Here is a 19320-nt window from a genome sequence, read left to right as displayed (position 1 = left end):
GGAGAGATACCACAGGGGGGTATATCTGAAGCCAGTCCGGATACCCCCTGCGGGTATCTGAATCGATCAAGGAGAAGCCCATGTCTTCCTGCTGTACCCCTGAAGGCACCTGCAGCACGAACGCCGGCGAATCGACGACCGCCACAGCCGTCGTCGACAGCACCGCCACCGTCTACCGCGTGTCGGGCATGACCTGCGGCCACTGCAAGACCGCCATCACCAAGTCGGTCAGCGCGCTCGACGGGGTCCTCTCCGTGGACGTGGACGTGGACGGCGGCCTCGTCACCGTGACCACGGCCGGCGACCCCGACGACGCCGCGATCACCGTGGCGGTGGACGACGCCGGCTACGAGCTGACCGGTCGGGTCTGACACCGAGCCCGCCCCCGACCAACCCGGCCGCCGGGGCCCCGTCCACCCATCGGGCCCCGGCCTCCACCCCGCGCTCGAACGAGGAGCAGCCCTCATGACCACCATCACTCCCGGCGTCGCCCAGGTCGAGCTCGCCATCGGCGGCATGACCTGCGCCTCTTGCGCGGCCCGCATCGAGAAGAAGCTCAACCGCATGGACGGCGTCGAGGCGACCGTCAACTACTCCACCGAGAAGGCCAAGGTCACCTTCGACGCCGACATCTCCGTCGCGGACCTGATCGCCACCGTCGAAGCCACCGGATACACGGCGCAGGAGCCTGCGCCGCCCCGTATGAACGGCTCGCCCGGCAGCGGGGAGGACCCGGACGAGCACGACGAGCTGCGCCCTCTGCGCCACCGGCTCGTCACCGCTGTCTCGCTCGCCCTGCCGGTCATCGCCATGGCCATGATCCCGGCCCTGCAGATCGACTACTGGCAGTGGCTCTCGCTCACCCTGGCCGCGCCCGTCGTCACGTACGCCGCCTGGCCCTTCCACCGCGCCGCCTGGACCAACGCCAAGCACGGCGCGGCCACCATGGACACACTGATCTCGGTGGGTACGACCGCCGCGTTCCTGTGGTCACTATGGGCTCTGTTCTTCGGAACTGCCGGCACGCCCGGGATGACCCATGCCTTCGAGTTCACCATCGCCCGCACCGACGGCGCCGGGAACATCTACCTGGAGGCGGCGGCCGGGGTCACTGCCTTCATCCTCGCCGGCCGCTACTTCGAGGCCAGGTCCAAGCGCAAGGCCGGCGCCGCCCTCAAGGCGCTGCTGGAACTCGGCGCCAAGGAAGTGACGGTGCTGCGCGGCGGCCGCGAAGTCACCCTACCCACAGCCGACTTGCAAGTCGGCGACCGCTTCCTGGTACGCCCCGGAGAGAAGATCGCCACCGACGGCACCGTCGTCGAGGGCTCCTCCGCGGTGGATGCTTCCATGCTCACCGGCGAGTCCGTCCCCGTGGAGGTCTCGCTCGGGGACTCCGTCACCGGCGCCACCCTCAACGCCGGCGGGCGCCTCGTGGTCGAGGCCACCCGCATCGGCGCCGACACCCAGTTGGCTCGGATGGCCAAGCTGGTCGAGGACGCGCAGAACGGCAAGGCCGCAGCCCAGCGGCTCGCCGACAAGATCTCCGCCGTGTTCGTGCCGGTCGTCATCGGTCTGGCCCTGGCCACCCTCGGCTTCTGGCTCGGCACCGGCTCCGGCCTCGCGGCCGCCTTCACCGCCGCCGTCGCCGTACTGATCATCGCCTGCCCCTGCGCCCTGGGCCTCGCCACCCCCACTGCCCTCATGGTCGGCACGGGCCGCGGCGCCCAGCTCGGGATCCTGATCAAGGGACCCGAGGTACTGGAGACCACCCGCAAGGTCGACACCATCGTCCTGGACAAGACCGGTACGGTCACCACCGGCAAGATGGCGCTGCTCGCCGTGCACACCGCGGACGGCACCGACGAGAGCCAAGTACTGCGCCTGGCAGGAGCGTTGGAGTATGCCTCCGAGCACCCCATCGCGCAGGCCGTCGCCGCCGGCGCCGCCGCCAAGGTCGGCGCGCTGCCCGTCCCGGAGGACTTCGCCAACATCCCCGGACTGGGCGTCCAGGGCGTCGTCGAAAGCCACGCCGTTCTCGTCGGCCGCGAGAAGCTGCTCACCGAATGGGCGATGGAGCTGCCCGTGGAACTGGAGCGCGCCAAGGCGGAGGCCGAAGCCGCCGGTCGCACCGCCATCGCGGTGGCCTGGGACGGAGAGGCACGCGCGGTCCTGGAGGTCGCCGACGCGGTCAAGGAGACCAGCGCGGAAGCCATCCGGCGCCTGCGCGCCCTGGGCCTCAAGCCGATCCTCCTCACCGGTGACAACAAGGCCGTCGCCGAGTCCGTCGCCGCCGAAGTCGGGATCGACGAGGTCATCGCGGAGGTCATGCCCCAGGACAAGGTCGATGTCGTCAAGAAGCTGCAGGCCGAGGGCCGCAGCGTCGCGATGGTCGGCGACGGCGTCAACGACGCGGCCGCTCTCGCCCAGGCCGACCTCGGTCTGGCCATGGGAACCGGCACGGACGCCGCCATCGAAGCGGGTGACCTGACGCTCGTACGAGGAGACCTGCGGGCTGCGGCGGATGCGATCCGCCTCGCTCGCAAGACGCTCGGCACCATCCGCTCGAACCTGTTCTGGGCCTTCGCCTACAACGTGGCCGCCCTGCCGCTCGCCGCGGCCGGCTTGCTCAACCCGATGATCGCCGGAGCGGCCATGGCCTTCTCCTCCGTCTTCGTCGTCGGCAACAGCCTGCGACTGCGTGGCTTCCAGGCCGCCGACAACTGAGGAGCCTCCCGTGGCCGGTTACGTACAGAGCAAGGAAGTCATCATCAGACGCCTGCGCCGAATCGAGGGACAGGTCCGTGGGGTCCAGCGGATGGTCGACGAGGACTCCTACTGCATCGACGTCCTCACGCAGGTTGCCGCGATCAACGCCGCATTGCAGTCGTGCGCGGTGGCCCTGCTGGACGAACACCTCAGCTGCTGCGTCACCGAGGCCATCACCGCGGGTGGGGACCAGGCGAAGGTGAAGGTGGGCGAGGCTTCGAAAGCCATCGCCCGGCTCATCCGGGCCTGATCTCACGGCCCTCACATACCCATCATGGACCGCCCCCGAGCGAAGAAGACCACGCTGCGGGGGCGGTCCGTGGTGTTGACGACGAATCACACCGGAATACCCGCCTGGGGTATGTCGGTTCTGCGGTGGCGGCCCGTACGATGAGCCGCTCGCGAGGGGCAAGTGGCGAGGGGGATGCGTGTGCGCCGGCTGGGAGAGCTGGAAGCCGAGATCATGGACCGGGTGTGGCTGTGGGAACGCCCCACTACGGTCCGCGAGATCGTCGACGACATAAACCGGGGGCGCCAGGTCGCCTACACGACCGTCATGACGGTTGCCGACATCCTTCACCGCAAGGGATGGCTGCGTCGTAGGAAAGCCGGTCGCGCGTGGCTCTATGAGGCGGTCCGCAGTCGCGAGGAGTACACGGCAGGTCTCATGCAGGACGCACTCGGGGACAGCCAGAACCGCGAGGCCGCCCTCTTGCATTTCGTGGAACGCATGTCCCACGAGGACGTGGAAACGCTGGACGCCGTACTACGCGCCGCCCGACGCGACCGCCCGGCCGGCGGCCCCCGGAGCGGGCAATGAACCATCACGTCCTGCCTCCTCTCGGACTCGCCCTCGCCACAGGCGCGTTGTTGCCCTGGACGCTGGCACGCGCCCGCTGGGCCCAACAGGTTCCGCGGCTGGCGCTCACCGTATGGACGGCATCCGGCCTGATCTTCGCGCTCGCGGTGGCCCTGATCCCGGCACAACTTCTACTCCCCGGCAGGGTCAGCCACCGGATCGTCGACATGGCCCTGACCCTGACCTTCCCCTCCCTTCACCAGCTGAGGCATGCGACCGGTCTCGAATACGCCGCAGCGGCTACCGCTCTCGCCGTTCTGGCATTGCCCGTCACCAGCTTCCTGCGTGAGGTCCTGAGGGCGCGTCGGGCCCGGTCCCGACACGCAGGACTACTGCAATTGGTCGGCCGCTACGACGCCAGGCTCGGCGCGACCGTCTTGGACGACCCGCGCCCTGCGGTCTACTGCCTTCCCGGACGCTCGCGCCAGGTGGTGGTCTCGTCCGGGGCGGTCACCACCCTGACGGAACCTCAGCTGGCCGCCGCCCTCTGCCACGAGCGGGCTCACATCGCAGGCCGTCATCATTTGCTCGTCGCGGCGGCCCGGGCCTACGCGACCACCTTCCCCCGACTGCCGCTGGCCCGGCTCGGCGGAAGGGCCATACCACTCCTGCTGGAGATGGCGGCGGACGACCAAGCGATGCGTGCTGCTTCACGGGAGACACTGGCCACGGCGCTCTACACTCTGGCAGTCGGGCGGTCACCGCGCGAGGCATTCGCGGCGAGCGGCCCCTCGGCAGCTCTGCGCATGCGCCGCATCCTCACTCCACACCGTTCGGGACACCCCGTCTTGCGTGGGCTGTTCGCGGTCACGGCAGCGGCGGGCGCCATCACTCCGCTGATCCTCGCCTGTTGTTCGGTGCCGGGTTAGCAGCCCCTACTCCCAACCACTCTAATTACTAAGCGAATTCGTAAGTTTGGCATCGACTTCCCTCACTCGAATTCCCCGCTATTGTGGGCCCGTGCGAGCGCAGGACCGGGAACGGCGAGAGGTATGGACATATGCTGCTGGGTCACGTCCGGACGGCAGCATCTAACGACGCAACATCAATTTCTCGACTTCTCGCCGTGGGGATTCGCGACAGCTACGGCGAAATCCTCGGACGGACCGACACCGAGCGGCTGGTTTCCGACCAGTGCGCCCTGCCCCGCCTAAGAGCTGAAATCGAAATGCCCGGCGGGGCGCCGGGCTGGCTGGGCTGGCTAGTGGCCGCGGACCCTGACGGCAACATCCAAGGTGTCGCGTCAGGCGGCGTCGCCGTTCCGACCCAGGGTGAGATATACGCCCTGTGCACCGCTCCCGGCCGGCGCCGCAAGGGCGTGGGGACGGCACTGCTTGCGGCGGTCACCATACGGATGGTCGCGTACGGCGCCACCTCCCAGCGAATCAGTCTTCCCGTCGGCAAGGACCCTGCGCTGCCGTTCTTCACGCACCACGACTTCGCCCTCGTCGCGCCGCTACGGCTCGGCCGCATGCTCTGACCTGCCGCTGGGTCATCGCCGCCACCCCGCATCTCTCCAGACCATGGCAGATCCACGCCATCGCGTGTTCACGCAGCCCTTTCCGCTGGTCCGTCGCCGCCCCACAGGACAGGATTTCCTCAACGGCGCGGCCCCTGCGGCACGGAACCTCGCTGGGACCGCTGGACCGGACGAGCCCCTGGAGGAGCGATGCACACACCGAGCGGCACTTCCCTGCCCGTCGTGCCTGCAGCGCTTGTGTCGGTCCTGCCGCCCGAATACACGGGACGGTGCGAGACGCTGGGCACCAGCATCCGCACCACCGCGGAATACCTGCCCGGTCTTGAGTCGACCGCTCCCGTCGACAATGACTCGGTGTGGCTGCACGACGCACTGCTCGGCCCCCACAGCGCCGACATCGTCCGCTATTTGAGGCTGGCTCGAGCCACTGGCGGCCCGGTCCTCGACCTCGGCTCAGGAGCAGGTCGACTCGCCGTCCCCTTCGCCCGGCACGGCTTCCTCGTCGAGGCTGTCGACCGGGACGCTTCGAGCCTGGAGCGGCTCCAGACATGGGGCCGGCGGATCGGGCCGCAGGTGTCGCAGTTGGTGATCCCCACCCGGGCCGACCTCGCGGAGCTGCACCTGCGGCGCACGTACCGTCTGGCGTTGCTCGCCGGGACGATGGTCTCTGCCGTATCACCACGGGTGCGCCCCGAACTGCTGCGCGAGATCGCATCACACCTGGACCCCGGCGGCGCGCTCGCCCTCGACTACACCGCGCACCAGCTGCGGGGGCTGTCCGAGGATCCCCACCGCACTTGGGCTTTCCAAGTTCCCCGCTTCGACGGAATCGAGGAGTGGGTGGTAGCTCGGCAGGTCTTCGACCTGGCGGACATGAGCGAGCGCATCACGTACTACGCGGTCCGGACGGGCAAGTCGAGTTCCGAGCGGGTGGTCCTGACCACCGACAAGTGGGTCATCGACCCGCAACGACTCACGGACGAGCTGCACGCGGCCGGACTCCGCATCGAGGGCCGGCGACGCCACCGCATCGACGAGCGGACCGAGAGCGTGTTCCTCGTTTGCCGCGCCCACGCCTGACGACCTCAGGGACCGACTCCGCCCACTCCTCTCCCAGTCGGGCAGGCAAGAGGTACGATGCCCTCAAATCTTTGGGCCGACCAGGTGATGGACACCTGCTGACAGAGGTGGCGGAGGAGTGGCTGGCGTGCAGGTGTCAACGGGCCGCGAGGCGGTGATCCAGCGCCTCCGCGACGTAGGGCTGCGCGTCACAGGGCCCCGCCTGGAGGTGCTCAAGGTATTGGCAGCGGGTGGCCACATGGACGTCGAGACCATCACCGCGACCGCCCGTGAGCGGCTCGGCACCCTGACCAGCCAGGCCGTCTACGAGATGCTTCGCCACTTCCTCGATACGGGCTTGGCCACAAAGTTCGACCGCCCCGGACTGCCGGCCGTCTTCGAGATCTCAGGCACACCTCACCAGCATGCGCTCTGCGTGCGCTGTGGCCGGGTGGAGAACGTGGAATCCGAGGTGCCGAAAGCTATCGGCGAGGGTCTCGAGGAGTGGCAGATGGGCGAAGCGGATGTAGTGTTCAAGGGCTTGTGCCCCGACTGCCTCCGTACAGCGGGGGATTGAGCCTGAGTCCGGAGGGGGTGCTGCACTCTGAGCAGGTACGGGATCGGTCCGCGAGTGGGCGACCAGACCCTCGCGCTTTACCTTGAGCTTCGTGAGCGCCCGGAGTCCGGAGTCGAGAAGATCGCAGCCTCCCTCGGATTCTCGACCGAAGAGCGCGAGCGCTGCCTGGCCGAGCTCTCCGGGCTCGGCCTGCTTGATCACCACGGGGCCGGAGACAGCCGCGCTGCCGTCGAACCGGGCATCGCACTGCTCGGGCTCCTCCGTGCCGAACGGGAACGCCTGCAGAACCGGCTGATAGATACCGGCCGCTTCCACGACACCCTGGACATCCTGGCCGGGCCCGTCTTGCGGGCCGGCGCCACACCCGAGCGTGAGATCGGGGTCGAGATCGTGACCGACCTCAGCCGAGTCCACCTGGAGCGAGCCGGAATCTCCGAGTCCGTGGCACACGACCGTCAGACCATGCATACAGGAGCGGTCGGCCGCGAGGAGAGCGAACAGACTCTCGAAGAAGATCGACGACAGCTGGCGCGCGGCGTAAGGGTGCGAGCCATGTATGGGCGCCGCGCAGCCTCTGTACCGGACATGGCGCGACACCTGCGAGATCGAGCCGAACTGGGGGTGGAAATAAGACTTTCCCCCGTAGTCCCGATGAACATGTTCCTCGCGGACGAGAATTTCGCCCTCCTACCCATCGACCTGCACGATCTCTCCGCGGGCGCCATCATCACGCGGGGATCCGCACTGGTCGGCTCGTACCTGGCGCTGTACGAGTACTGCTGGCATTGCGCGACGCCCCACGGGGAGGACTCCCCTGCCGAGCGCGGCGGCGACGGGCTCTCTGAACAGCAGGTAGCTGCACTTCACATGCTCGCCTCAGGCGTAAAGGACGAGGAGGTAGCCCGCAACCTGGGGGTGTCCCTGCGCACCGCGAGTCGCCTCCTCTCGGAAATCATGCAGGAGTTGGGGGCCGCGAGCCGCTTCGAGGCGGGGGTCAAGGCGGCCCGTCTCGGCTGGCTGGACGCGAGGAGCAGCACGCCGGGGGACCCTGTGTGACGTGCCCCACAAGCCACTTCGGGGCCGGAAGTTCTTGTCCTGGTGTGTGACAAGGTGTGGCGGGCATTCTTAGGATCAGGGGGTCACTTCGCAATGTCGACGGGTGACGGCAGCAGCGGTATCCAGTCGGCCGAGAGGGTTCTCGCGCTTTACCAGGAACTCCGCCAGCGCGGGGTGTCCAACCTCGACGAGGTCTTCGATGAGCTGAAGTTACCGCCGGAAGAGTACGAACAGCGACGTGCGGAACTGATCGCCCTCGGCCTCATCGTGCCGACCAGCACCACCCACGCCACACGTGCCGATCTCCAGGCGGGTACCTGGGAGTCCGGACCGGATACGGTTGCCGTGGTCGACCCCGAGATCGCTCTTCTCCGCATGCTGCAGCAGGAGCGGGAGCGTCTCCGGGAGCATCTGGACGAGTCCGACCGCGCCTACAGCACCCTCGAAGCATTAGTGGGGAGATTTCTTCGACCCGGCTCGCTGAACGGCTCCGGAGTCGAGGTAGAGCTCCTCAGTGACTACCGGAGGATCCAGCAGGCTCTGGAGGACATCACGGATGTCATCCAGCACAACCTCGCGTCCATGCACGTAACCGCCCTTGTGCGAGAGGTCGCGGACCGCGTACTCAGCCGGGATTTGAGGCAGATCGAGAACGGCGTGCGCATCCGCGCCATCTACCACCAACGCATCACCGCATCCCCGGAGGCAGCCGAGATGCTGCGCCGCCGGGTAGAGGTGGGCGTCGAGATCCGGCTGTCCCCCGCGGTCCCCATGAACATGATCATCGCGGATCAGCAGTTCGCCGTTCTCCCCGTCCACCGCGAGGACCGCTCCGCCGGCGCGATCCTGGCTCGCGGACCCGCGCTCGTCCGCTCATATCTGGCGCTATACGAGCACTGTTGGCACACGGCGACTCCGTACGGCGACGACGTCGCTGCCGAACGCGGCGGGGACGGCCTGTCCGAACAGCAGAGGGCCGCTCTCAAAATGCTGGCTTCGGGCATGAAGGACGAAAAGATCGCCCGAAGTCTGGGAGTCTCGTTGAGGACAGTGAGTCGCATGCTGTCCGAGGTGATGCAGGAGCTCGGTGCGTCGAGCCGCTTCGAGGCTGGCGTACGCGCCTATCGGCTCGGCTGGCTCGACTGATTCCTGCCCGATTCCGACCTGCACAGTGGCGAAATACTGACGCACCACTTCGGGCCACAAGACCGAAAAGCCCCGTGTTCGCCTGGAGCGGCGAACACGGGGCGCGCTTGGTCTGCGTCAATTGCCCGGAGCCACCGGGGCCGGGGCCGGCTTGGCGGAATCCCAGCCGTTTCCGTTCGACGGAGTCGGAGACGGCACCGGGGTGTCGGCACCGTCCGCCGACGCCGGGGCCGGCTTGGCGTAGTCCCAGCCGTTTCCGTTCGACGGGCTCGGGGACGGGGACGGGGCAGCAGGGTCGGAACCCTCGGCCACCGAGCGCTGCGAAGCGGTCGCCGACGGGGATACGGCGACCGCCGCTCCGCCGGCGACCGCTGTACAGAGCAGGACCGCGAGGGCGAACTGGCCGGCCGTTTTGCGAATTCCGATGATGTGCCCAGCAGACATGATTCCTCCAGGAATGTGGAATGTGATTTCCGCCTTCGTAGGCCCCGTGCCGCCGGGCTCCCCTTGAAGACATCTCTATTCTTGTCGCACCCCAAGGCTGAATCCAGCATTCCTCCATGCGTGGTAACGCCATGGCGTGGATGAGACAAGGGACGTCAACACGCCACGATCCCGCGAGAGTTCATACAGGCGTTACAGTTCCAGTTCTTTGGTCAGACCAAAAGAAATGCTAGGCTGGTATTCCGGCCTTCTCGACCCTCCAGGAGGGAAGCGCCGGAGAGGCAGGAGCGTGCCGTCGCTCCTGCCTCATTTGCGTTCCGGCAGGCTGCTGCACACACAGTGCGCGCCGGTACACCTCCAGCGTCCGCGTGGCCGCGGCCTGCCAGCTCATCGCCCGCGCATGGCGCACCGCGGCCCCGCCCATGCTCACGACGGCCTCGGGGTGCTGCGCGAACCACCGCAGGCGGCGGGCGTAGTCCACCGGATCGTGGCCGGGCACCAGCACGCCGGTCACCCCATCCCACACGGCCGTCGGCAGTCCGCCGACGGCCGCCGCCAGTACGGGGGTTCCGCACGCCTGCGCTTCCAGCGCGACCAGCCCGAAGGACTCGCTGCGCGAGGGCACCACGAGGACGTCCGCCGCCCGGTACCAGTCCGCCAGCTCCGCCTGCGCCACGGGCGGGAAGTACCGGAGTACGTCCGCCACCCCCAGCTCACGCGCCAGGTCACAGGGTCCGCCGACCGGTCCGGCGCCCGAGTGTCCGCCGACCACCGGGACAAGAAGACGGCTGCGCAGCGCAGGGTCGGTCTTCAGGAGCTCGGCGACCGCTCTCACGAGGACATCGGGCCCTTTGAGCGGCTGGATTCGTCCCGCGTACACGGGGATGAAGGCCCCGGTGGGCAACCCGAGTCGCGCCCGCGCCGCTGCCCGCCCGTCACCGGGGCGGAAGGTGTCCAGATCCACGCCCGGTCGGACCACGTCGACACGAGGTGCCGACGCCCCGTAAAGACCCCGCAACGCCCCTGCTTCGTCTGCCGTATTGGCGATCAGCCTGTCCGCAGAGGCCGTGACTTGCTGCTCGCCCCGGATCCGCAGTTCGGGCTCGGGGGTGTCGCCGGCGGCGAGGGCGGCGTTCTTCACCAGGGCGAGGGTGTGTGCGGTGTGTACAAGCGGTATCCCCCAACCGGCGGCGGCGATGCGGCCGGCCTGGCCGGAGAGCCAGTAGTGGGAGTGGACCAGATCGTAGCGCCGCCTCTCCTTCATCAGCGCCAGCGAGAACGGCACCACCAGACCCGGCATGTCCTCCTTGGGGAGGGCGGCGCGTGGCCCCGCGTGCAGATGGCGGACCCGTACACCCGGGGCGATTTCGACCTGGGGCGGCCGGCCCTCACCGCGACAGCGGGTGAAGAGGTCTACTTCAATGCCTTGCTCGGCGAGAGCGCGGGAGAGCTGAACCATGTAGACGTTCATGCCGCCCGCGTCCCCGGTGCCGGGCTGGTGGAGCGGCGAGGTGTGGACACTGAGCATGGCGACGCGCAGGGACACGTAGAGCTCCTATGGGAACGGGCCACGTGCCCTGCGCCCGCCGCGTGGCCGGCCGGCGCGCCACGCGGCGAAGGGGGGATCTTGCCGTTTACCGTCTTGCGTCAGGGGGCCTGCCGGGGCCGCCCGTTCAGAAGCCGAAGATCGGACCCGACGGTGGCGCCAGCCGACTGCCGGGCGGGAGCGGGACGAGTGCCGCATCGGACACGGGGCGCCCGGGCGCCGCCTTGAGCGCCGCCGCCAGACGGTCCGCGCCCTCCGGCATCACCGGCCGGGCCCAGGCGCTCAGTGCGGAAGCCACCGCCAGTTGGGCGGACAGGGCCGGAAGGTGACGGCAGTCCGCCGTGGGGCGGCATGTCTCGTGGGCGTTGACGTGGCCGAAGTCGGACACCAAGCGGACGATTTCATCGAGCAGGGCGACCGCCCTGCGGGGATCGAAGGTGTCAGGACCGTACGCCTCGCGCAGATCCTCCACCGCCCTCAGCAGTCGCTGCCCCAAGACCTCCCAGCCTGTGCCACCGGGCAACGCCGCGGGAGCCAAGCCCGCACTCTCTGCCCTGACCGCCGCGAACAGCCGGGACAACCAGCTGTTCCAGTTCTCGTCCAACTCCTTTCGGGCAGCATCGAGCCGGTCGGCATGGAACACCGTTCGCCGGCCCAGCGGGCGAGCCTGCAGGACGTGGCGGCGGAGCGTGTCGGACCCGTACTCGGTAAGGAGGTCCAGCGCCCACACCTTGTGATCGGAGCCGGAGACGATGGCCTTGTCCTCGATGACGAACGACTCGTTCACACAGAATTCCTGCGGAAGCTTGATGCCCTGGGACAGGAGAATGACCGGCAGCAAGACGGCGTGGCAGAAGGCATGGCCGAACCCGCAGAAGTGGATGGTGCGTTCAGGCAGCGGCCGGTCGTCGCCGTAGCCGAAGAGATGCATCGCGGCTGCCTCGAAGCAGCCGTCGATCCGGTGGTCGGGGAAACCGTCCACCGGAACGCTCAGCCCCCACTCCGCAGGATGGGAAACGGCGATGTCCGGCAGACCGTCCTCGACCAGCGATTCGCACAGTGCGGCGAGGCGGGGCGGCAGGCCGGTGGCGGCCCAGTAGTCGGCGAGTGTTTCGCGGAAGGGTTCCAGTGGGATGTAGAGGCGGCGGCAGCGCCGGGGCACTGCCGGGGTGGCACACACGGCGCAGTGGGGCTCCACGAGGTCCCCACCGTCATTGGGGCGGGCGCACTCGTGGCACATCCCGCCGTCGCTGACGGCTGCGCAGTGCGGGCAGGACCCCGTGACGTGCGCGCCGTACAGCCAACGGTCACACGGCTCGCAGTACGGCAGCAGCCTCGTACGCGCGGCGATGACGCCTTCCGCGTGCAGCCGCTGGAAGAGGTCCGCCACCCAGCGACCGTATCCCCGGTCCTGACGCGGGCGCACGACGCGATCGAACTCGATGCCCGAGCGCAGCCAGTCCGCGGTGATCGCAGCCCGGTAGCCCTCGGAGACCTCCTCCGGCTTGCGACCCGCCCGCAGTGCGCGTACGTGTACGGAGCTGCTGTGGTCAGCGGTGCCGGTGCTGAACAGCACCGGTTCGCCCTCGGCGCGCAGGTAGCGGGACAGAACATCGGCCGCGACGTACGGTCCCGCAAGGTGACCGATGTGGAGTTCACCGTGCGTGGCGGGCGGGGTCGCGGTGATCCAGAAAGGGGTGCTCATGGGACCTCCTTGACGCTGTGGTGCGAAGTGCTCAGCGAGGCTCGAAATGGAAGGAGCGGATGAAACAGTCACGCGGCTGCTCAACGGCGTAGACGATGCATTCGAAGAGGGCCTGGGTGGTGAGTTTCTCGTCGCGCATCGCGTCGTCCGTCTTGATTCCGTCCCACTCGGCGAATCGCGGGTCGGAAGTGGAGAAGTCGGGGGGATACAGGGAGAACACCCGGACACCGGAAGGCCTCAGTCGCTGTGAAAGGATTTCGGCGAACCCGGCCTGTGCGCTCTTGGCCGTCCAGAACGCCTCGTGCGCCGCCGCCGCGGAGGATCCGCCGGCGTCCCGTACTGCGACCATGTTGACGATGTCGGGGCGCTGGGACGACCTCAGAAGCGGCAGGAAGTGTTTGACCATCAGTACCGTGCCGCCGGCCGTGGACTCGATGGTCTCCACGATCGCGTCGTCCGACGCGTCCTCCAGGTCGACGGCGTCCAGCCATCGGGCACCGTTGTTGACCAGCAGGTCGACCCGATCGGTGTGTTCGCCGACCTGGCGGGCGAACTCCCTGATCTCCGCCGGTCGGCTGAGGTCGCAGCCGAAGGCATGGATGCGGTCGCGTGCAGATCCCATGACCTCGGCACGGGTTCGCTCGGCCAACTCCACGGTCCGAGCCGAGACGTAGACCTCGGCTCCCAAATGGGCGAATCCAATGGCGAGCGCCCGGCCGAAATGGCGCGAGGCACCCGTGACGACAACACGCAGATTTTCGAATTTCATTCTTCGCTCGGTCTCCCCGCTGGGATTCGAATGCGGTCGAATTCACGACGCCCGTCCGGTAATCCGGACGGGGGCTCCACATCAGCGTGACAGAGACGGGAAGCGGGGAGCCCCCAGAAGGGTTGCGCATTCACGCCGTTGCGTGGATACGCCACGGCAGCTCGAGCCGCCGAAGGACGGTCGCGCGCTTGTGGTGCACGCTGACCCGGTTGGGCGTGGAGGAGACAGTGACCGGGCCGCCGGGTGTGTCGACCACTCCGCCGAACGGGCGCACGACCGTACCGCAAAGCGAGGCCGCCACGGCGAAGGCAGTAGCACCGGTGAGCGCGAGCGAGGGATGCCAACCGCCGACGGTCACGGCACGCACAGCGGGGGTGGCCGCGGAGTAATCGACAGCAGCGATCTTGGGCAGGGCGGAGTGGGGCGGGTGTCCCAGCACCTTGGCGGCGAGAGCTCGCAGGACCAGAAGTCGGCGCAGTACCGTCTCCCCGGCAGCGAAGAGCTGGTCGCGGCTGCGGATCCCCAGGTCGCGGGCGTCCACGAAGACATACGGGTTTCCGTACCTCACCAGGGAAAGAGGAACGCCGTCGAGCCAGTCGAGGGGGCGGCCCGTGGGCAGCACGCCCGGCGCGTCCGGCGCCCGCATGAAGTGAAGCGTGTAAGTGTCCGCAGCCCCTCCCCCAGGCTGTTCCGACACACACACGACCTCGTCCCGGTCGTGAGGGCCCGCACGGTGACGGCGCCAGACGGCCCGGCGGCGGCCACACAGGCAAGCAGGGAGTGACCGCACCCGGTACGGAAATCGAAACTGCCGTCCGGCATGGCCTGGACGAAGCGATAGTCCAAGTCCGTGCCGGGAGCGCCCGAGGGCCCGTAGAGGGCGATCTTGACAAGGCGGTCGTAGCGGGACCCCTCCAAACTCTCCCGAAGGGCGCGGAGCTCTGCCCGTAACGCCAGCGCGCCGAGGGGCAGTTCGGACTGCTCCACGACCAGGGTGGGGCCGGGGGCCCCCGCAGCCCTCACCACTGTCGCGATCACTGGACGATCGCTCCGTTCACGCAGCGCATCCGACCGGGATGGCCATCCCCCGTACGACCTCGGTCCACAGTTCGTGGGTGGCCAGCGCCCACAGGGCGAGCGCGTCCTGGTCCGAAGGCCGTTCCAGCTGCCGGGCGAGCAGGCGCTGCACCCGGTCGGGCCGGACCTGGCCACCCCGCACCAGCCGCTCCGGAGACAAGAGCTCCCGCACGGGCTCGAGGAGGGCACTACCGGGGCTGAGCATCGCGGTCACAGGCAGAGTAAAGGGCTGCTTGGGCCGGTTCAGCACGGTGGCGGGCAGGAGCTCGCGCCCGGCCCCGTACAACGCGGCCTTCCCACGTCGGGCAGCTGAGGAGAGTCCGCGGGCGTGCGCGGCGACGGAGGGCTGACAGAACGGCATCCGGGCCTCGACCGCCCACGCCATGCTCAGGTGGTCGACTCGGCGAAGGTGGTAGGCGGGCAGCCGCCAGCGGGTCTCGAACGAAGTGATCGCGGTGAGCCGATCCGTGCGCGCGGAGCGAAGCTCCCGCACTATGCGGTCGGCAGCCGAACCTTCCTCGGCGATGTAGGCCCGGTACGTGGGGGTGTAGAGGTATTCGCGGAGCATCCTGGGTGCCGCGGACAGCGCGTCGGCGTACGAGGTGGCCCAGTCACCACCCGCGGGGGCCTCCAGGGCCTCCCGCATCCGGGAATACCCACCGAACAGCTCGTCGGCGCCGTCCCCGGTGAGGGCGACAGTGAACCCGGCCTCTCGTACGGCCCGGAAGAGGGCGTACGTGCTCAGGGCGATGGGGTCGGCATTCGGCTGCCCCAGATGCCGAGTGGCGCGGGTGAGCAGTGACCCCAGCTCCCCGGGATCCAGCGCCACTTCGTGGTGGACGGTCCGGGCCTGCCGGGCGACGGCGCGGGCATGGATGTGCTCCGAGCCCGGCCATTTGCCCTGGTAGGTGAGATGGAAGGTGTGCAGGGACGGCGCGCCGGTCTCACGCGCGTACTCTGCCGCCAGCGCGGTCACCAGGCCGGAGTCGAGACCGCCGCTCGTGAGGGCACAGACCGGCACATCGGCTCGGGCGAGGCGCCGCACTTCGCGGCGCAACACGTCCTCGGTGGCGAAGTCGGCCTCTGAGGGCGTCGCCGGCTGCATGGGCCGCCGCCGTACGGCCGGTTCCTGCCCGGGGCTGACGACAGCGGTCGCACCCGGGGGCATGACACTGATGCCTTCCAGGGCAGTCTGCGTGGAGAAGGATGTCCGTGTCGCCAGGACCGTGTCGAGGGTGTCAGCGCGAGGAGTGATCCGTACCCCTTCGAAGGCCAGGAGTGCCGGGATCTCGGAGGCGAAGCGGAAGGAGCCGTCCGTGCCCCGGTGGTAGTGAATGGGTTTCATCCCCATGGGGTCGACGGCCAAGACGAGCAGGGGGCTCGCCCGCAGGTCGAGGACGGCCACGGCGAACATCCCATCGAGCCGCTCGGCGAAGGCCGGCCCGTACTCGGCGTAGAGCGCGGGCAGCAGGGTGCCGTCGCACGTGTCGGGGAAGCGGTGGCCGCGCGCCGCTAGCTCGCGACGGAGGATGCGGTGGTTGTAGATCTCGCCGTTGAGTACGGCGATGATCCCGGGCAAGTGGGGCAGCCGGTAGGGCTGTCGACCGCCACGGAGGTCGGTCACGGCGAGCCGGTCGCACCCGAGTGACCAGCCCGCCCCGCTGAGCACGTCGTGTTCGTCGGGACCACCGTGCCGCTGACGGGCGGAGACCGCGGCGAGCTCGCCCGGGTCGGGTCGCGCCGCGCCGGCCGAGAAGGAGCCGAAAATCCTGCACATGCCGGTGCCTCCGGATTCCACGTACATGCGATTGGACCATTTATTTGAAGCTACCAAATTTTTGACTGGCGTAGAAGTGTCATGTCACAAGTACGCCAGACGAGTTGCCTTGCAAGCCGCCACCAGGCCCAACAGGCTGAGTCCATGGAGCACTTCGCGACCGATCTAACAGACCGCAGCGCCCCGGAATCCCTGCTAGTGGTGGCCGCACACCCGGACGACATCGAGTTCTGCGTCAGCGGCACGGTCATGCGGTGGATCGCCCAGGGCACGACGCGGGTCACATACTGCATCGTCACCGACGGCGGGGCCGGCGGATACGACGAGCAGCTCCCCCGCCAAGCAATGGGAGACCTCCGGCGAGCCGAACAGGTGCACTCGGCCAAGCGGAGCGGCGTCGAGGACGTCCGCTTCCTCGGCTACCCCGACAGCTTCGTCGAGCCGAGCGTCGAGCTGCGCCGCGACCTGTGCCGGGTGATCCGACAGGTTCGCCCGCAGCGCGCCGTCATCCCCAGCCCGGAGATCAACTGGGCCCGAGTACCCGACCTTCACCCGGACCATCGCGCAGTCGGCGACGCCGCCCTACGTGCGATCTACCCCGAGGCCCGCAATCCCTTCGCGCATCCCTCCCTCCTCAAGGAGGAAGGACTGGAGCCCTGGATCGTGCCAGAACTGTGGCTGATGACCGGCCCCACGCCGAACCAGTACATCGACGTGACCCCCGTCTTCGAACGCAAGGTCGAGGCTCTGCGGATCCACACCTCACAGACGGCCCATTTCGACGACCTGTCGGGGCTACTTCGGGACTGGTTGGGTGAACACGCAAGAGCAGCGGGACTGCCGGCGGGACGGATGGCAGAAGCCTTCCAGGTCGTGAAGATCGAATGAGGCCCCGGCCCGTCCTCCTGCCTTGACGGACGGACCGGCTCGGGCTCGTCAGCGGTAGATGAGCAGTTCTTGTTCTGTCGCATCCGTGAGTTCGTAGCGGGTCGCGACCAGCGGACGGCCCGAGTAGAGGCGAATCAGCGTCGCCGTGTCGCCGTGGAAGCGCGCCGCGGGCCGCCCCTGAATCTCGTTGCCCAGAACCAAGTGACCTTCCAAGCCATTGAGTTGCGCTACCAGCCGAGGTGTCTCCCGCTTGCGGCTCGCGATGCGGAGAAGAGGCAGGGCAAGTGTCAGACTGTCCCCGCTATAAGCGCCCGGCTCCCCGAACGCGTCACGGACATCGCCGGCATGGACCCACTCCCCCAGCGCCACCGCGTCCAGCGTGCCGTCGCCCGCCGCGATCTCCGGGCCGGCCTCGGTGAAGCCCCTCTCCAACTCGTCAAGGATCCGGGCCAACGGCCAGTCTTCGCGTTCGGCGACGTCCGCCGCATTGGCCTCGGGCAGGAACACGCCCTCTTCCAACCGTCCTTCGACAATCCGCACCAGGGCCGCCGCGCAGTGGGCGAGCACCTGCCGGGCCGTCCAGCCAGGGCAGGCCGTACGTAGCTCGTATGCCTCCGGGGGGGTTCGACGCAACAGCGGCATCAACGCGTCGCGTTCGGTTCGCAATAGCCGGTCCGGAAGCCAAGGGTCACGTATCTCGTCGAGAACTGTCATGCGGATCAGTAGCGGTAGTGGTCGGGCTTGTAAGGGCCGTTGACGTCCACGCCGATGTACGCGGCCTGCTCGGGACGCAGCGTCGTCAGCTTCACGCCCAGCGCGTCGAGGTGGAGGCGGGCCACCTTCTCGTCGAGGTGCTTGGGCAGCACGTAGACGTCGGTGGGGTACTCGGCCGGCTTGGTGTAGAGCTCGATCTGGGCCAGGGTCTGGTCCGCGAAGGAGTTCGACATCACGAAGGACGGGTGACCGGTGGCGTTGCCCAGGTTCAGGAGGCGGCCTTCGGACAGGACGATGAGGACCTTGCCGTCGGGGAACTTCCAGGTGTGGACCTGCGGCTTGACCTCGTCCTTGACGATGCCCTCGATCTTCGCGAGACCAGCCATGTCGATCTCGTTGTCGAAGTGACCGATGTTGCCCACGATGGCCTGGTGCTTCATCTTGGCCATGTCGGCGGCCATGATGATGTCCTTGTTGCCGGTCGTCGTGATGAAGATGTCGGCGATCTCGACCACGTCGTCGAGCGTGGCGACCTGGTAGCCGTCCATCGCGGCCTGCAGGGCGCAGATGGGGTCGATCTCGGTGACGATCACGCGGGCACCCTGGCCGCGCAGGGACTCCGCGGAACCCTTGCCGACGTCGCCGTAGCCGCAGACGACCGCGACCTTGCCGCCGATCAGGACGTCCGTGGCGCGGTTGATGCCGTCGATCAGCGAGTGGCGGCAGCCGTACTTGTTGTCGAACTTCGACTTCGTCACGGCATCGTTCACGTTGATCGCCGGGAACAGCAGTGCGCCGGCCTGCTGCATCTCGTAGAGGCGGTGGACGCCCGTCGTGGTCTCCTCCGTGACGCCACGGATCTCCGAGGCCAGCTCGGTCCACTTCAGGGACGTGCGGTGCAGCAGTTCCAGGACGACGCGCAACTCGTCGTTTTCGGCGGTCGAGGGGTCGGGGATGCTTCCGGCTTTCTCGTACTCGACGCCCTTGTGAACCAACAGGGTGGCGTCACCGCCGTCGTCCAGGATCATGTTGGGACCGGCGGCGTCGGGCCAGGTCAGCGCCTGCTCGGTGCACCACCAGTACTCCTCCAGCGTCTCGCCCTTCCATGCGAAGACCGGGATGCCGGCGGCGGCTACGGCGGCCGCCGCGTGGTCCTGGGTGGAGAAGATGTTGCACGAGACCCAGCGGACGTCCGCGCCCAGGGCGACGAGCGTCTCGATGAGCACGGCCGTCTGCACCGTCATGTGCAGGGAGCCGGTGATCCGGGCCCCGGCCAGCGGCTGGGTGGCCGCGTACTCTCGGCGGATGGACATCAGGCCGGGCATCTCGTGCTCGGCGAGGGTGATCTCCTTGCGCCCGAAGGCGGCGAGGGAAAGGTCTGCGACCTTGAAATCGGTGAATTCAGCAGGCATGAAGAACGCTCCTTGTACTTCGGTCGGTGCAATGGGCCGCGGGGG

Annotated in this window: 19 protein-coding genes; 11 read left to right on the top strand and 8 right to left on the bottom strand. The window is 68.3% G+C overall.

Annotated features, from left to right (window positions below):
* The first annotated feature begins 80 nt into the window (after positions 1 to 80).
* The 10 genes from ACE1OC_RS34930 (at position 81) to ACE1OC_RS34885 (ending at position 8943) form a co-directional block, all read left to right on the top strand.
* Positions 81 to 371 carry a heavy-metal-associated domain-containing protein gene (locus ACE1OC_RS34930; protein ID WP_407840338.1) on the top strand — a complete coding sequence of 97 codons (291 nt, stop codon included), beginning with the start codon at positions 81 to 83 and terminating at the stop codon, positions 369 to 371.
* 94 nt (positions 372 to 465) lie between these two features.
* Positions 466 to 2724, top strand: coding sequence for a heavy metal translocating P-type ATPase (locus tag ACE1OC_RS34925; RefSeq protein WP_407840337.1), 2259 nt, complete (start codon positions 466 to 468; stop codon positions 2722 to 2724).
* A 10-nt stretch (positions 2725 to 2734) separates the two neighbouring features.
* Positions 2735 to 3016, top strand: a complete 282-nt coding sequence (locus ACE1OC_RS34920) for a metal-sensitive transcriptional regulator (protein ID WP_327304080.1) — start codon at positions 2735 to 2737, stop codon at positions 3014 to 3016.
* Positions 3017 to 3196: 180 nt separating this feature from the next.
* Positions 3197 to 3586, top strand: coding sequence for a BlaI/MecI/CopY family transcriptional regulator (locus ACE1OC_RS34915; protein WP_407840336.1), 390 nt, complete (start codon positions 3197 to 3199; stop codon positions 3584 to 3586).
* Positions 3583 to 4494: a M56 family metallopeptidase gene (locus ACE1OC_RS34910; protein ID WP_407840335.1), complete on the top strand. Its 912-nt coding sequence runs from the start codon at positions 3583 to 3585 to the stop codon at positions 4492 to 4494. The genes ACE1OC_RS34915 and ACE1OC_RS34910 overlap by 4 nt, the downstream gene beginning before the upstream one ends.
* Positions 4495 to 4691: 197 nt before the next feature.
* On the top strand, positions 4692 to 5105 hold the full coding sequence (locus tag ACE1OC_RS34905; protein ID WP_327304083.1) for a GNAT family N-acetyltransferase: 414 nt from the start codon (positions 4692 to 4694) through the stop codon (positions 5103 to 5105).
* Positions 5106 to 5327: 222 nt separating this feature from the next.
* Entirely contained in the window at positions 5328 to 6185 is an 858-nt protein-coding gene (locus ACE1OC_RS34900) for a class I SAM-dependent methyltransferase (protein WP_407840334.1), read from the top strand.
* A gap of 118 nt (positions 6186 to 6303) precedes the next feature.
* A complete protein-coding gene (locus tag ACE1OC_RS34895) occupies positions 6304 to 6741 on the top strand; it encodes a Fur family transcriptional regulator (RefSeq protein ID WP_407840333.1) in 438 nt (145 codons plus the stop codon).
* Positions 6742 to 6795: 54 nt separating this feature from the next.
* Positions 6796 to 7797 (top strand): helix-turn-helix transcriptional regulator, encoded by a 1002-nt coding sequence (locus ACE1OC_RS34890; RefSeq protein ID WP_407840332.1) that lies wholly within the window; start codon positions 6796 to 6798, stop codon positions 7795 to 7797.
* Positions 7798 to 7890: 93 nt separating this feature from the next.
* Positions 7891 to 8943 carry a helix-turn-helix transcriptional regulator gene (locus ACE1OC_RS34885; protein WP_407840331.1) on the top strand — a complete coding sequence of 351 codons (1053 nt, stop codon included), beginning with the start codon at positions 7891 to 7893 and terminating at the stop codon, positions 8941 to 8943.
* Between the two features lie 117 nt (positions 8944 to 9060).
* On the opposite strand, the gene ACE1OC_RS34880 is transcribed toward ACE1OC_RS34885, so the two are convergent.
* The 6 genes from ACE1OC_RS34880 to asnB form a co-directional block, all read right to left on the bottom strand.
* Entirely contained in the window at positions 9061 to 9387 is a 327-nt protein-coding gene (locus ACE1OC_RS34880; protein ID WP_407840330.1) for a hypothetical protein, read from the bottom strand.
* Between the two features lie 229 nt (positions 9388 to 9616).
* The gene (mshA, locus tag ACE1OC_RS34875; protein WP_407841778.1) at positions 9617 to 10915 is read right to left on the bottom strand and encodes a D-inositol-3-phosphate glycosyltransferase; all 1299 of its coding nucleotides are present in this window, start codon (positions 10913 to 10915) and stop codon (positions 9617 to 9619) included.
* Positions 10916 to 11060: 145 nt separating this feature from the next.
* The gene (locus tag ACE1OC_RS34870) at positions 11061 to 12638 is read right to left on the bottom strand and encodes a class I tRNA ligase family protein (protein WP_407840329.1); all 1578 of its coding nucleotides are present in this window, start codon (positions 12636 to 12638) and stop codon (positions 11061 to 11063) included.
* Between the two features lie 31 nt (positions 12639 to 12669).
* Positions 12670 to 13407, bottom strand: a complete 738-nt coding sequence (locus ACE1OC_RS34865; RefSeq protein WP_407840328.1) for an SDR family oxidoreductase — start codon at positions 13405 to 13407, stop codon at positions 12670 to 12672.
* 130 nt (positions 13408 to 13537) lie between these two features.
* Positions 13538 to 14104, bottom strand: a complete 567-nt coding sequence (locus tag ACE1OC_RS34860; RefSeq protein ID WP_407840327.1) for a PrpF domain-containing protein — start codon at positions 14102 to 14104, stop codon at positions 13538 to 13540.
* A gap of 357 nt (positions 14105 to 14461) precedes the next feature.
* Complete coding sequence (gene asnB / locus ACE1OC_RS34855) at positions 14462 to 16261, bottom strand: asparagine synthase (glutamine-hydrolyzing) (protein ID WP_407840326.1); 1800 nt, start codon at positions 16259 to 16261, stop codon at positions 14462 to 14464.
* 144 nt (positions 16262 to 16405) lie between these two features.
* Here asnB and ACE1OC_RS34850 point away from each other — a divergent pair, with 144 nt between their 5' ends.
* Positions 16406 to 17149, top strand: coding sequence for a PIG-L deacetylase family protein (locus tag ACE1OC_RS34850; RefSeq protein ID WP_407840325.1), 744 nt, complete (start codon positions 16406 to 16408; stop codon positions 17147 to 17149).
* 48 nt (positions 17150 to 17197) lie between these two features.
* Here the strand turns inward: ACE1OC_RS34850 and ACE1OC_RS34845 are convergent, their stop codons facing one another.
* Both ACE1OC_RS34845 and ahcY read right to left on the bottom strand, forming a co-directional pair.
* On the bottom strand, positions 17198 to 17863 hold the full coding sequence (locus tag ACE1OC_RS34845) for a maleylpyruvate isomerase family mycothiol-dependent enzyme (RefSeq protein WP_407840324.1): 666 nt from the start codon (positions 17861 to 17863) through the stop codon (positions 17198 to 17200).
* A gap of 5 nt (positions 17864 to 17868) precedes the next feature.
* On the bottom strand, positions 17869 to 19275 hold the full coding sequence (gene ahcY, locus ACE1OC_RS34840; RefSeq protein ID WP_407840323.1) for an adenosylhomocysteinase: 1407 nt from the start codon (positions 19273 to 19275) through the stop codon (positions 17869 to 17871).
* Positions 19276 to 19320: the final 45 nt, after the last annotated feature.

Origin of the sequence: Streptomyces stoeckheimensis (assembly GCF_045822005.1) — a bacterium.
In the GTDB taxonomy this organism is placed as follows: Bacteria; Actinomycetota; Actinomycetes; order Streptomycetales; family Streptomycetaceae; genus Streptomyces; species Streptomyces stoeckheimensis.
The sequence above is the reverse complement of the archived record's forward strand: the minus strand, read 5'-3'. Positions and strand labels throughout refer to the sequence as shown.